Here is a 12,359-nt window from a genome sequence, read left to right on the forward strand (position 1 = left end):
ATGCTCGATCGATGCCGGGATGACATCGCCCATTCGAGGCATTCACTGTGGAACCATTCGGTCTTTCCCAAAGCCGTCGAAACCCCCAGGGAGCTTTCAACAGGGTCGCGGCACGATCACCGCTTACTTCGACCCCCGCCCTCACCCACCCCAAACAGCAGATGACGACGAAGCCGAAATTCCAGAAGCCGGACGCGCCTGATGACGCAACCCGGCATTCGCCGTGACCACGCCGGACGTGTCGACGACCCATCGCGCGAACGAGTCATGCATGCGCGATTCCTTTCGACAGTCGTTGCGGGCCACGTGAATGGATTCGGAAACAACGCCGTCCAGGATTGGAAGTTCCGAGATCGTGTGTCCGAACGCGCGGGAGCTACCCGTTCCGGGCTCGCTCTATGCAAGCCAGAGCAGACCCGGAGAAACCCAGCCGAACCTAGGCAAACCCGGGCAGATCCTTGGCGAACTCGTGACCGATCGACGCCGTGTGCGGTTGCGTGGACGACCCAGCGACGCCCGAAACGAGGAACCCGCACGATCGAGAAGCACGCAGAGACCCCCGCCGGGGATCGCACTCCTGCGGTGAAGGGCACCCGGGTGCGACGATGTCGGCGGCCGGAGTTTCGACGCCGACACGGCGGTGGCCCAGGTGATCGGAGAGCAAACCCATGGTGACACCGCTGCGTTGGCCCGTCCTGCGCCAGATCACCTCCGGTGACCCGAGCGGCAGGCACCACGCGGCCACGTCGAAGGCCACCGAGGAGCTGACCGCGCGGACTGCGACCGCCGACAAGGTGGTGGGGTCGATCTGCCCGTTCTGCGCGGTGGGGTGCGCCCAGAAGGTCTACGTCAAGGACGACGAGGTCGTCCAGATCGAGGGCGACAAGGACTCCCCCATCAGCCGGGGGCGGTTGTGTCCCAAGGGTTCCGCGACCCTGGAGCTCACGACGGGTGACGCGCGCGAACGGCACGTGCTCTACCGGCGCCCGTACGCCACCGACTGGGAGCGTCTCGACCTGGACGAGGCGATGCGGATGGTCGTCGAGCGGGTCCTGAGCGCACGGTCCGACGGCTGGCAGGACGAGGACGACGAGGGCCGCAAGACGCGACGCACGATGGGGCTCGCCAGCCTGGGCGGTGCCACCTTGGACAACGAGGAGAACTACCTCATCAAGAAGCTGCTCACCTCCCTCGGGGTGGTGCAGGTCGAGAACCAGGCGCGGGTCTGCCACAGCTCGACCGTGGCTGCGCTGGGTACGTCGTTCGGGCGCGGTGGCTCCACGACATACCTGCAGGATTTGGCGAACTCCGACTGCATCGTGATCGAGGGCTCCAACTTCGCCGAGGCCCACCCGGTGGGATTCCAATGGGTGATGGAGGCGAAGGCGCGCGGCGCCAAGATCATCCACATCGACCCGCGGTTCTCGCGCACCAGCGCGCTGGCCGACCTCTACGTACCCATCCGGGCAGGCACCGACATCGCATGGCTGGGCGGCCTGATCAACCATGTGCTGAGCACCGACTCCTACTTCCACGAGTACGTCCTCAACTACACCAACGCCGCGACGATCCTCACCGAGGACTTCCAGGACACCGAGGACCTCGACGGGGTCTTCTCCGGTCTCGACCGCGACGGCAGCATCTACGACCCGTCCTCCTGGCAGTACGACGGGGTGCAGGTCGCGGCGGCGTCCGGCGCCCGGGACAGCGGGTACAGCGAGAAGGTGCAGGAGGGCTCCAGCACCGACGAGTCGGGGCACTCGCACTCGTTCGGCTCCGGAGGGCCGTCGCTGCGCGGCAAGTGGCACCGGGACGAGACCCTGCAGGACCCGCGATGCGTCTTCCAGGTGCTGCGACGGCACTACGCGCGCTACACCCCGGAGATGGTCCACGAGGTGTGCGGTGTCCCGCCTGAGCTCTTCCACCAGGTGGCCGACGCGTTGATTGCCAACTCCGGCCGCGAGCGCACGTCCGCGTTCGCGTACGCCGTGGGGTGGACCCAGCACACCGTGGGGACCCAGTACATCCGCACCGCCAGCATCCTGCAGCTGCTGCTCGGCAACATCGGCCGCCCGGGTGGCGGGGTGATGGCGTTGCGCGGGCACGCCAGCATCCAAGGTTCCAGCGACATCCCGACGCTCTTCGACCTGCTGCCGGGCTACATCCCGACCCCGCACGCGCACCGCCACGAGACCCTCGAGGACTTCATCACGGCCGATGAGGGCGAGGTCGGTTTTTGGTCGAACATGCGCTCCTACATGGTCAGTCTGCTCAAGGCCTGGTGGGGCGATGCCGCCACCGACGCGAACGACTTCTGCTTCGACTACCTGCCGCGGATCACCGGCAGCCACAGCACGTACGACACCGTGCAGGAGCAGCTGGCCGGGCGGTGCAAGGGCTACTTCCTGATGGGAGAGAACCCCGCGGTCGGGTCAGCGAACGCCGGCCTGCAGCGGCAGGGGATGGCCAAGCTGGACTGGCTGGTAGTGCGCGACTTCTCCCTCATCGAGAGTGCCACCTGGTGGAAGGACGGGCCGGAGATCGCCACCGGTGAGATGAGCACCGAGCAGATCGGCACCGAGGTCTTCTTCTTCCCGGCAGCCGCTCACACCGAGAAGAGCGGCACCTTCACCAACACCAACCGGCTGCTGCAGTGGCACCAGGCGGCGATCGAGCCCGCGGACGACCGGCGCAGCGACCTGTGGTTCGCGTGGCACCTCGGACAAATGATCCGCGAGCAGCTCGCGGGCTCCACCGACGAGCGGGACCGGCCGGTGCTCGACCTGACCTGGGACTACCCGCTGGAGGGCCCGCAGCGCGAGCCGAGCGCCGAGGCGGTCCTCGCCGAGATCAACGGGACGGACGCGGACGGCAAGCCGCTGTCGGCGTACACCGAGCTGAAGCCCGACGGGTCGACCTCGTGCGGGTGCTGGATCTACGCCGGGTGCCGCGCCGACGGGGTCAACCAGACGGCCCGCCGCCGCCCGCACACCGAGCAGGGACCGGCGGGCCTGGAGTGGGGCTGGGCCTGGCCGGCGAACCGGCGCGCCCTCTACAACCGGGCCTCGGCCGATCCCGAGGGACGGCCGTGGAGCGAGCGCAAGAAGCTCGTCTGGTGGGACGAGGAGAAGGGACGCTGGGTCGGTGACGACGTCCCCGACATGCAGCCGGACAAGCCGCCGTCGTACCGGCCGGACGAGGACGCGACGGGCGTCGACGCGTTGTCCGGGATCGATCCGTTCATCATGCAGTCGGACGGCAAGGGGTGGCTGTACGCGCCCGCGGGGCTGGTCGACGGGCCGCTGCCGACGCACTACGAACCGCAGGAGTCGCCGTTCGAGAACGCCATCTACCCGGACCAGCGTCAGAGTCCGGTGCGGATGCTGGTGATCCGTAAGGGCAACCGCTACCACCCGAGCGGCAAGGACCCGGGCGCCGACGTGTTCCCGTTCGTGCTCACGACCTACCGCCTCACCGAGCACTTCACCGCCGGCGGAATGACCCGGTGGCTGTCCCGGCTGGCCGAGCTGCAGCCGGCGATGTTCGCCGAGGTGTCACCTCAGCTCGCGGAGAAGCGCGGGCTGCACAACGGCGGCTGGGCGACCGTCGTCTCGGCCCGCAGCGCGATCGAGGTGCGGGTGCTCGTGACCCACCGGATGCGCCCACTGACGGTGGCCGGCACCCAACTGCACCAGATCGGCATGCCTTACCACTGGGGTGGCAACGGCCTCACGACCGGAGATGCGATGAACAACCTGAGCTCGATCGCGATGGACCCCAACGCGCACATCCAGGAGGTGAAGGCGCTGACCGTGGACATCCGGCCCGGACGCCGGCCACGCGGCGCGGACCTGCCGAAGTTCGTACAGGAGTACCGCCGTCGTGCCGGCATCGACGAGCACACCGGTGTCGAGCACGGGGTGATGTCATGAGCGCCGTCGAGCTCGGGATGCCGCGCGTCGGCTTCTTCACCGACACCAGCGTGTGTATCGGCTGCAAGGCCTGCGAGGTCGCGTGCAAGGAGTGGAACGTCGTCCCCGCCAAGGGCGCGCTGGATCTGACGGGTGAGTCGTTCGACAACACCTCGGAGCTGTCGGCCGACTCCTGGCGGCACGTCGCGTTCATCGAGCAGCAGGTGCAGACCCCCACGGAGACCGGGTCGGCCGAGGGCGTGCGGTGGCTGATGTCCTCCGACGTGTGCAAGCACTGCACGCACTCCGCGTGCCTCGACGTGTGCCCGACCGGGTCGCTCTTCCGCACCGAGTTCGGCACGGTCGTCGTCCAACAGGACATCTGCAACGGCTGCGGGTACTGCGTGTCCGCGTGCCCGTACGGCGTCATCGCCCAGCGCGAGGATGACGGGCGCGTCTTCAAGTGCACGATGTGCTACGACCGGCTGAAGGTCGGATCGGAACCGGCGTGCGCCCAGGCGTGCCCGACCCAGTCCATCCAGTTCGGCGACCTCGACGAGTTGCGGGGTCGTGCGCAGGCCCGGGTCGAGGAACTGCACGCCGCCGGGCAGGACAAGGCCCGGCTGTACGGCGAGAGCCCGGACGACGGAGTCGGCGGTGCCGGCGCGTTCTTCCTGCTGCTCGACGAGCCGGAGGTCTACGGCTTGCCGCCGGACCCGGTGGTCACCACCCGCGACGTGGGCGCCATGTGGCGCCGAGCCGGTGCGGCCGCGGCGACCCTGCTGGCCGGCGTGGCGGCGGCGTACCTCACGGACCGCGGATGAGTCCCCGGCGCGGCCCGCAGGAGGAGTTCACGTCCTACTACGGCAGGCCGATCCTCAAGCCACCCACCTGGGCACCGTTGGATATCGCCGGCTACCTCTTCGCCGGAGGACTCGCCGGTGCTTCGTCCGCGCTCGCGGCAGGTGCCGAGCTGACCGGCCGTTCCGCGCTGGCCCGAGCGACCAGGCTGACGGCTCTCGGCGCCATCGGGGTGTCGTTCGTCGCGCTGGTCCACGACCTGGGGCGTCCGGCCCGTTTCGTGAACATGTTGCGCGTCGCCAAACCGACGTCGCCGATGAGCATGGGCTCGTGGCTGCTGTCGGCGTACGCGCCGCTCGTCGGGCTGGCAGCCGGCGCCGAGCTGGTGCCTCTCCCGGTGCTGCGGCGAGTCGCGCCGACCGCCGGCCGTGGCGCTGCGGTGCTGGGCGCGGGCGTCGCGACCTACACCGCCGTGCTCATCGGCGACACCGCGGTGCCGACCTGGCATGACGCGCACCGTCACCTGCCCTTCGTCTTCGCAGGGTCCGCGGCGGCCAGCGCGGGCGGGGTGGCGAGCGCACTCACGCCGCTTGCCCAGTCCGCGCCGGCCCGTCGGCTGGCCGTGGCCGCCGCCGCGGCGGAGCTCGTGGCGACCACGGCGATGGAACGCAGCGGGCACCTGTCCATGGAGACACTGCACGAGGGTCGGGCGCGCACGCTGATGACGTCGGCCAAGGGCCTCACCGGCGGCGGCGCGCTGGTGCTGGGTGCGTTGGGGGGCCGGTACCGGGCGGCCGCCGCGGTCGGCGGGCTGGCGCTCGCCGCTGGATCGGTCTGCCTGCGGTTCGGCATCTTCGAGGCGGGACGGGAGTCGACCATCGATCCCAAGTACGTCGTGCAGCCACAGCGTGAAGCCATGCGCTCGCAGGCACCTGTCGCCTAGCGCGCAGCCCGCGGCGTCGACGTCGAACGACGAGTGAGCACCTGAGCTGCGACGTCCGCGTAGGTCGTCGCCTCAGATCATGGCCCTCAAAGCCGGGCCATCCTCCGCCGACCGGTTTGTCGAAGCGCGGACCGGTTAGGCTGCTTGCATTGGATCTGCTGCCCCAGACCTCGGTGGCCGGAGCTGACGTATTCAGCAACCGCTGCCGAGAGGTCATGACATGGGCGTTTCCCTTGCGCGACGCATCGTCAGCGGTGACGGCGTACCGGTCCGGTCCGGTGCGCCGACGGCCGATGTGAGCGCGCGATGAACAGCCCGCTCGTAGCGTCTCATCAAGATCCGTGTTACATCCGGCAAGTTGCCGCACGCACGGGCCCCTGAGTTACTACAGAAGCTGGTCACGAGATGTCTGAAAGCAGTTCTCACGAACGGCAGCGCTACGAGCTGGTGTCGGACCTGCCGCAGGGCCTGCGTCAGTCCCTGGATCCGGGTCGACGGATGCAGGCGGGGGTGAATCTGGCGGTGTCTCTGCTGGAAGGGTGCGACCACGCCGGGCTGACCCTGGTCGATGGTGAGAAGATCACGTCCGGTGCGAGCAGCGATCACGTCGGCGCCCGGGCGGACGCCATTCAGCATGAGCTGCGCGAAGGGCCCTGCGTGGCCGTCGCCCACTTGGAGAGTCGCACCGTCTTCGTGCCGGACCTGGCCCGGGACGAACGGTGGCCCCGATGGGCGAAGAAAGTCACTGATGAGCTGCAGGTCAGCAGCTTGTTGTCGCTGTTGCTTTTCAGCCATCACGGTTCGTCCGGCGCGTTGAACCTCTATGCCACTCGGGGTAATGAGTTCACTTCGGACGACTTCGCTGTGGCCGAGACGCTCGCCGCACACTTATCCGTCGCGGTCGCCGACGGGCTGGAGATCGAGAACCGTGGCAGGGGGATGGTCAGCCGCACGATCATCGGTCAGGCCGAGGGCATTCTGATGGAGCGTTACGGAATCGGGGCCGAGGAGGCGTTCGCGTTCTTGCGCCGGTCTTCCCAAGATGCCAATCGCAAGCTCGTCCAGGTGGCGCAGGATCTCGTGCAGACCCGTGAGCTGCCGGGCACCACCCCCCTGGCCGGCACGGCTCACCACTGAGGGCACGTCGTCGCCACAGGCGGGTGAGCGAAGCGGCCATTTGGTGCGGACCTCGTGACGGCGAGCAATAATCCTGCCCTTTGCCCCGCCGTTCCCAATAATCCGTTCAGCACAACACACACTGGTGAAACGCCAGGGCTCGGCTATTGTTCACTGCAACGAATATGCCGCCCTGGACCTTGGCGGGACACAACTGGCGTTGTCCGGTTTGCTGCTGCACGGAGGTCCAGGTATGAACATTCCCCTCGAAGCGGGCCCGCATCGCGTCGTCGGCGTGCCATCGCCCGTCGATGCGCCCGCAGTCGATCTGGCTCAACTCGACGTGCCGGAGTTGATGCTGCGATTGGCTCAGGTGGAACGTGAGATTCGCCAGGTGCCGAGCGCCAGCATCACCACCGACGACGGTGAGTTGAATCCGCGGTTTCGTGCCTTGGTGCTGCGCGAGGCGGCTTTGGTGGCCGCGCTGCGCGGACCGCGAGGTGCCGGTCGCTGACCGGTCGCACCTGCCCGGTACGACGGCGCCGCGTCGTCATCGATACCGCGTCAGGGTGTGCCCCACGCGATGTCCTCGAGGGTGCCGTCGATGGCCTCGGCTGCGACCTTGGCCAGGGGCTGCCGGGTCCGTCGGGCGTGGGCGCGGACGGCGTCGAACGCTTGAGTGAGGGAAACGCCGTGGCGCTCGGCCAGGATCCCCTTGGCCTGCTCGATCACGACGCGGCTTTCGAGAGCCCGCTGAAGTTGTCCGCTGAGGCCTTGATGGTGCTGGATAATGCGTTCCTGCAGTAATGCGATGGTCGCGATGTCGGCCAAACCCTGGGCCAGGTGCGCATTGTCCTCGGACAATCCCCCCGGGCCGGTCTGGAACAGGTTCATCGCGCCGATCACGCGATCTCGCAGGCGCATGGGGACGGCATGGACGGTGGTGTAGTTGCCTGCTCGCACGGCGGCGGCGAACGTGGGCCACCGGCGCTCGGCGGCTGCTTGGTCGACGTTGATGACGGGCTCCCCCAGCCGGAATGCATCAAGGCACGGGCCCTCATCCTGTTGCAACTCGAACAACTCCAGGACGCGAGTCTCTTCCGAGGACGCCGCGAGCAGCTGGAGCTGTCCGTCCCGGTCAACGAGCATCAGACCGGCTGCATCGGCGTCGAGCAACTCGACGGTGCGACGTGCCAGAGTGTGCATGAGATCGATGGGGTCGAATGCGTCGACCAACGTGTCAGCCAGTTCGATGAACACCTCGACGAGGCGTCGTTGAGTGGGCATAGGCGACTCATTCCTCACCGATGGTTGTCCGAGCTGTCGGATTCTGGTGCGAAGGTGAGCTTCCGCCCGACCACATCTGCCGCGATCGCCGCGACAGAACGCTCATCGGCGAATGCATGCGCACGGAGCAGCAGCAGGGCTTCAGGGAGACCTACGGCCGCCTGTACGGAGATCATTCCGGTCGCTTGGTGCACCTGAGCACGATCGTGGTGCGGGTCGAGCAGGTCGGGATGCAGGACGCCCTCGACTTGGACCTCGTCTTGCAGGAGCAGCAGGATGCGGCAGGCTGCAGTAGCGAATTCCATTGCGTGCGCTACGTCGTCTGGTGTGAGATCCCCCGGGGTGTCGCGGTAGAGGTCCATGACTCCCACGGGCTCCCCGTCGTTGAACGGGAAAGCGAAGACAGCTTCGATGCCGGCCTGCAGAGCAGGGGTCGCGAGACCCGGCCAGCGACGTGGGCCTGACTCCCGGAACCGGGGGTGCAAGACGGGTCTGTTGAGGGCCGACGCTTCCTGGCAGGGGCCCTCGCCCAGGCTGAACTGAAGTTCCTCCAGCAGCGCGGCGACCTCGTCGGTCGCGGCGACGAGCCCTTCGGATCCCCGAAAGCTCATCAGCCCGATACCGACGCCGGTGACCGGCAGAGCCTCGTGGCACATATCGCACAGTGCTTGCAGGAGCGATCTGTTGCCCAGATCCGCTGACTCGAGTTCGCGCAGGATCTCTTGTGCGGTGTTCATGCCTGCACCTCGCTCGGGGAAGGAATCATCCATCAGGTGAATCCGACGCCGGGGTCTGGGGGCAGTCGCTTTTGGGACACTCCAAACCTACACCGCACGGCCCTGCGACCGACTCCCGGTCATCCCTTGACACCGGCCCCGAACGTTGCAAAATGTACGTAGCGCTGCTCATGGCTGGCGCCCCACCTCAGACCCCGGTGGTACGTCCCTCAGGGAAGTGCTTCGAACCGGGGTTTCCTGTTTCCCGGCCACTTCTCAACACATGTTGTGGTCCCCGCTCGCTTCCGTCGCATCGTCGGCGACGGCACTTGCGGACCCGGAATCAGGAGGTGCTCTGAGATGGCGCATTCCACCCAGTCGCCGCCCGCTGGCGGCTTGTTCCCGGCACCGGTCAGGCACCGATCGACGGTGCCCCTACACCGATCGGAACCGGGCTCCGCCGACGTGCCGACCCGGCCCAGCCACCCGCGTTCCTGTGTCGACTGACGCAATCAGCGTGGTGCGACGGTCGCACCCACGGCCGGGTGCGGAATGCTGGGCGACAGGGAACGACACCCTGATCGGTCACGCCGACGCCGACTCGGGCCCGCAGGGCCGTGAATCCACCACCTCCGCTCTCCTGCGGCGAGCATCTCTGGCGGTCGATCCCACTGCCGCCTCGCAGCTTCGTGATCGCGCGGTCGAGCTGAATCTGGCTCTCGCCCACGGGATGGCTCACCGCTACACCGGTCGCGGGATCGACCTGGACGACCTGCAGCAGGTCGCAGGTCTCGCATTGGTGCTCGCCGCGAATCGGTACGACCCGCACAGAGGGCGCCCGTTCACCGCGTACGCCGTCATCACCATCAGCGGAGAGCTCAAACGGCACCTGCGTGATCACGGATGGGGGGTCCGACCGCCGCGGACCGTGCACGACACCTACCTCCAAGTGGGTCAGGCGACCGCGGACCTCACCCAGTCCCAGCACAACAGCCCCACCGTGCACGACATCTCGCAATCGCTCGGGATCACCCCGGAGCAGGTGTGCGAAGCGCAGAAGGCGGGTTTGTCGTATGCCGCCGCCTCGCTCGACGCCCTGCTGAACGACCACGGCGACCCACCGGTCGACCGCGACCACGACGACGAATTGCCCAACCCTGCTGACAGGGTGCTCACTCGCGTCGCCCTGCAGCAGAGCTTCCGACTGCTCACACCCCGTGACCGCCTGATGCTGCATCTTCGCTTCGACGAAGACCTGTCACAGCGTCAGATCGGCGACCGTCTGGGGATCAGCCAGATGCAGGTCTCCAGAGTGTTGACGTCGATCTTCGCCCGACTGCGGGTGTCCCTGACCGTCGATGCCCGCGATCTCGATGATGTCCCGCTCACTCGCGGAGCCGGCGCGGATCCGGCGCACAGCGGTCCAATTCCTTTCGACCACAACCCAACAACTGCCGGAGGCACGCAGTGACCACAGCTCGAGACGCCATGACCGTCAACGTCGAGTGGCTGCGACCGCACGACACGGTCACCCAAGCGGCAGAGGCCATGACCCGATCGGGCGTCGGCGCGCTGCCCATCTGCGACAACCAGGGCCGGCTGCGGGGTTTCATCACCGACCGGGACATCGTCGTGAAGATTCTGGGTGCTGGGCGCCCCCCGGCGACCACCAGGGTGGACGCCCTCATGGACGGACCTGTGGTGGCCATTGCGGCGGACGACGACGTCAGCGACGCGATGTTCACCATGATCACCTGCCGAGTGCGACGTCTGCCGGTGGTCGAGGGGGGCATGGTCATCGGGATCGTCTCGTACGCCGATCTCGCGCGGGCACTCCCCCACCCGCAAACGGGCGACCTCGTCGAGGCGCTGTCCACCGACTGACGCAACGGTCGGACGGGGCTCACAGTGCGCACGGCACGCCGGGCCGCCGTACCGTCCGGCGTGCCTAGCTCGACAGCGCGGACCATGCAATAGCAAGAACCGCGCCCGCCAACATGCTTGGGCCGTAGGCGAATTCGGCTCGTCGATCCTTCTGTCGGGTCAACATCAACGCCGCCGCCACGAGGCCACCGATGAGGAAGGCAGCGAACGCTGCGTGGATGACTGGCGACCACCCCAACCAGCCGAGCAGCATGCCCAGCAGGCCGGCGAGTTTCACGTCGCCGAAGCCGTATCCCGAGGGCAACAGCAGCAGGACGAAGTAGAAGATGAAGAGGACCACTGCGGCGACGATCGCGCGCGTGAACGCACCCCAATTCCCGCCCGTGGTCGCGCCAACCGCGAGCAGCAGCAACAGGATGGGATAGCTGGGCAGCTGAATGGCGTCCGGCAGGCGGTGCACGTCGAGGTCGATGAAACCCAGCACGATCATGACCCAGCCGGCAATGACGAAGACAGCGCTGATCAGCACCGGCTGGTGAGGCGATACGGCTGCCCACAGCAGCGCGCCCACCGCGCCGGTCGCGGGAATGATCCACCAGGTACGGCGGGCGGGCAGGTCACGTTCGGTCGGCAAGCGGTACGCGCCGGGCCGCAACCATGCGCGCAGCACCGCACCCACCGCTACCCCCACAACGAAGACGAAGACGACAGCAGTACTTGACCACGTGACCAACGACAAACCCGACATCACTCTCTCTTCGAGCGGTTCATCCAGGATCAGTGGCTGAAGGCTTTCATGATGTCCATGACCGCAGGGCCGAGCAGCACGATGAACAGCACGGGCAGGATGCACAGCATCAGCGGGAAGATCACTTTGACAGGGATCTGCATCGCCTTCTCCTCGGCGCGCTGTCGTCGTTTCATGCGCATCTCGGCGGCCTGGGTCCGCAGCACGTCGGCGATGGCGACGCCGTACTTGTCGGCCTGGATGATGGCGCGGATGAATTTGCGGAGATCCGGCACGGCGGCACGCTCGGCCAGTGCTTCGTAGGCTTCCATGCGGGACATGCCCACCTGAATGTCCTGCAGGGTGCGGACCAGCTCCTGCCCGAGCGGTCCCTTGCCATTGCCCGCCGCCCTGGCCATGGCCGAGTCGAAGCCGAGACCGGCTTCGACGGCGATGGTCATCTGGTCGAGGGTGTCGGCCAGTTCGAGGGCGATCGTCTTGGACCGCTCCTCCCCTTTGCTGTGCAGCAGGAGTTCGGGGAGGAAGTACGCCACGACCGTGCACGCTATTGCGATCATCACCGGCAGCGTGCCCGAGTTCGAACTCGTGTAGAGGACAGCCAGGGTCGCAGTGATGGGTCCGAGGAGGAGCTTCGCGCCCAGCAGTCGCTCCATGGGCCACGCGGGCGGTCGGCCGGCCCGGGCCAGCAGCCGTTCGAGCCGACGGATCGAACCGGGGGGCGTCAAACGTCGGAGAAGGTCACTTGCCTGGAGAGGAGCCGCTGAAGTGGCGAATCCTTCAGCAACGCCGCCCTCAGCGTCAGTGAAGCCTCGCGCCAGGTTGGACACGGCGCGTTGGCGCGCGGGGTCGGGACGAGCAAGCAGAACCCAGCACAGCAACCCGAGTGACAGACTGCAGGCAGCGATGCCGACGATGACCGTGGGCGACACGGGATATTCCTTTCGTGGAGCGGG

General features: G+C 67.4%; 11 protein-coding genes. 7 read left to right on the forward strand and 4 right to left on the reverse strand.

Translation table 11 applies throughout. The features are described from left to right. Positions 1 to 668: 668 nt before the first annotated feature. The 5 genes from fdh to J4030_RS10200 all read left to right on the forward strand — a co-directional run bounded on the left by fdh (position 669) and on the right by J4030_RS10200 (position 7,285). Positions 669 to 3,932: a formate dehydrogenase gene (gene fdh / locus J4030_RS10180; protein WP_208049122.1), complete on the forward strand. Its 3,264-nt coding sequence runs from the start codon at positions 669 to 671 to the stop codon at positions 3,930 to 3,932. Further along, positions 3,929 to 4,735 (forward strand): 4Fe-4S dicluster domain-containing protein, encoded by an 807-nt coding sequence (locus tag J4030_RS10185; protein WP_208049123.1) that lies wholly within the window; start codon positions 3,929 to 3,931, stop codon positions 4,733 to 4,735. The genes fdh and J4030_RS10185 overlap by 4 nt, the downstream gene beginning before the upstream one ends. Beyond that, positions 4,732 to 5,655: an NrfD/PsrC family molybdoenzyme membrane anchor subunit gene (gene nrfD, locus J4030_RS10190; RefSeq protein ID WP_208049124.1), complete on the forward strand. Its 924-nt coding sequence runs from the start codon at positions 4,732 to 4,734 to the stop codon at positions 5,653 to 5,655. Before J4030_RS10185 ends, nrfD begins: the two co-directional genes overlap by 4 nt. 510 nt (positions 5,656 to 6,165) lie before the next feature. Beyond that, the gene (locus J4030_RS10195; protein WP_208049125.1) at positions 6,166 to 6,792 is read left to right on the forward strand and encodes a GAF and ANTAR domain-containing protein; all 627 of its coding nucleotides are present in this window, start codon (positions 6,166 to 6,168) and stop codon (positions 6,790 to 6,792) included. A 124-nt stretch (positions 6,793 to 6,916) separates the two neighbouring features. Then, positions 6,917 to 7,285, forward strand: a complete 369-nt coding sequence (locus tag J4030_RS10200; protein ID WP_208049126.1) for a hypothetical protein — start codon at positions 6,917 to 6,919, stop codon at positions 7,283 to 7,285. 50 nt (positions 7,286 to 7,335) lie between these two features. On the opposite strand, the gene J4030_RS10205 is transcribed toward J4030_RS10200, so the two are convergent. Beyond that, on the reverse strand, positions 7,336 to 8,058 hold the full coding sequence (locus tag J4030_RS10205) for a GAF and ANTAR domain-containing protein (protein ID WP_208049127.1): 723 nt from the start codon (positions 8,056 to 8,058) through the stop codon (positions 7,336 to 7,338). Positions 8,059 to 8,072: 14 nt separating this feature from the next. Continuing rightward, positions 8,073 to 8,795, reverse strand: coding sequence for a GAF and ANTAR domain-containing protein (locus J4030_RS10210; RefSeq protein WP_208049128.1), 723 nt, complete (start codon positions 8,793 to 8,795; stop codon positions 8,073 to 8,075). Between the two features lie 475 nt (positions 8,796 to 9,270). Here J4030_RS10210 and J4030_RS18270 point away from each other — a divergent pair, with 475 nt between their 5' ends. Both J4030_RS18270 and J4030_RS10220 read left to right on the forward strand, forming a co-directional pair. Then, positions 9,271 to 10,245: a sigma-70 family RNA polymerase sigma factor gene (locus J4030_RS18270; RefSeq protein WP_208049129.1), complete on the forward strand. Its 975-nt coding sequence runs from the start codon at positions 9,271 to 9,273 to the stop codon at positions 10,243 to 10,245. Then, complete coding sequence (locus J4030_RS10220) at positions 10,242 to 10,658, forward strand: CBS domain-containing protein (RefSeq protein ID WP_208049130.1); 417 nt, start codon at positions 10,242 to 10,244, stop codon at positions 10,656 to 10,658. Before J4030_RS18270 ends, J4030_RS10220 begins: the two co-directional genes overlap by 4 nt. A 64-nt stretch (positions 10,659 to 10,722) precedes the next feature. Here the strand turns inward: J4030_RS10220 and J4030_RS10225 are convergent, their stop codons facing one another. Both J4030_RS10225 and J4030_RS10230 read right to left on the reverse strand, forming a co-directional pair. Next, a complete protein-coding gene (locus tag J4030_RS10225; RefSeq protein WP_208049131.1) occupies positions 10,723 to 11,406 on the reverse strand; it encodes an A24 family peptidase in 684 nt (227 codons plus the stop codon). Positions 11,407 to 11,435: 29 nt separating this feature from the next. Next, entirely contained in the window at positions 11,436 to 12,335 is a 900-nt protein-coding gene (locus J4030_RS10230; protein WP_208049132.1) for a type II secretion system F family protein, read from the reverse strand. Between the last annotated feature and the right edge of the window lie 24 nt (positions 12,336 to 12,359).

Origin of the sequence: Allobranchiibius sp. CTAmp26 (assembly GCF_017565405.1) — a bacterium.
Lineage (GTDB): Bacteria > Actinomycetota > Actinomycetes > Actinomycetales > Dermatophilaceae > Allobranchiibius.

Coding starts and splice junctions, on each gene's coding strand:
- fdh (WP_208049122.1), top strand. CDS start 669: ATGGTGACACCGCTGCGTTGGCCCGTCCTGCGCCAGATCACCTCCGGT.
- J4030_RS10205 (WP_208049127.1), bottom strand. CDS start 8,058: ATGCCCACTCAACGACGCCTCGTCGAGGTGTTCATCGAACTGGCTGAC.
- nrfD (WP_208049124.1), top strand. CDS start 4,732: ATGAGTCCCCGGCGCGGCCCGCAGGAGGAGTTCACGTCCTACTACGGC.
- J4030_RS10185 (WP_208049123.1), top strand. CDS start 3,929: ATGAGCGCCGTCGAGCTCGGGATGCCGCGCGTCGGCTTCTTCACCGAC.
- J4030_RS10210 (WP_208049128.1), bottom strand. CDS start 8,795: ATGAACACCGCACAAGAGATCCTGCGCGAACTCGAGTCAGCGGATCTG.
- J4030_RS10225 (WP_208049131.1), bottom strand. CDS start 11,406: ATGTCGGGTTTGTCGTTGGTCACGTGGTCAAGTACTGCTGTCGTCTTC.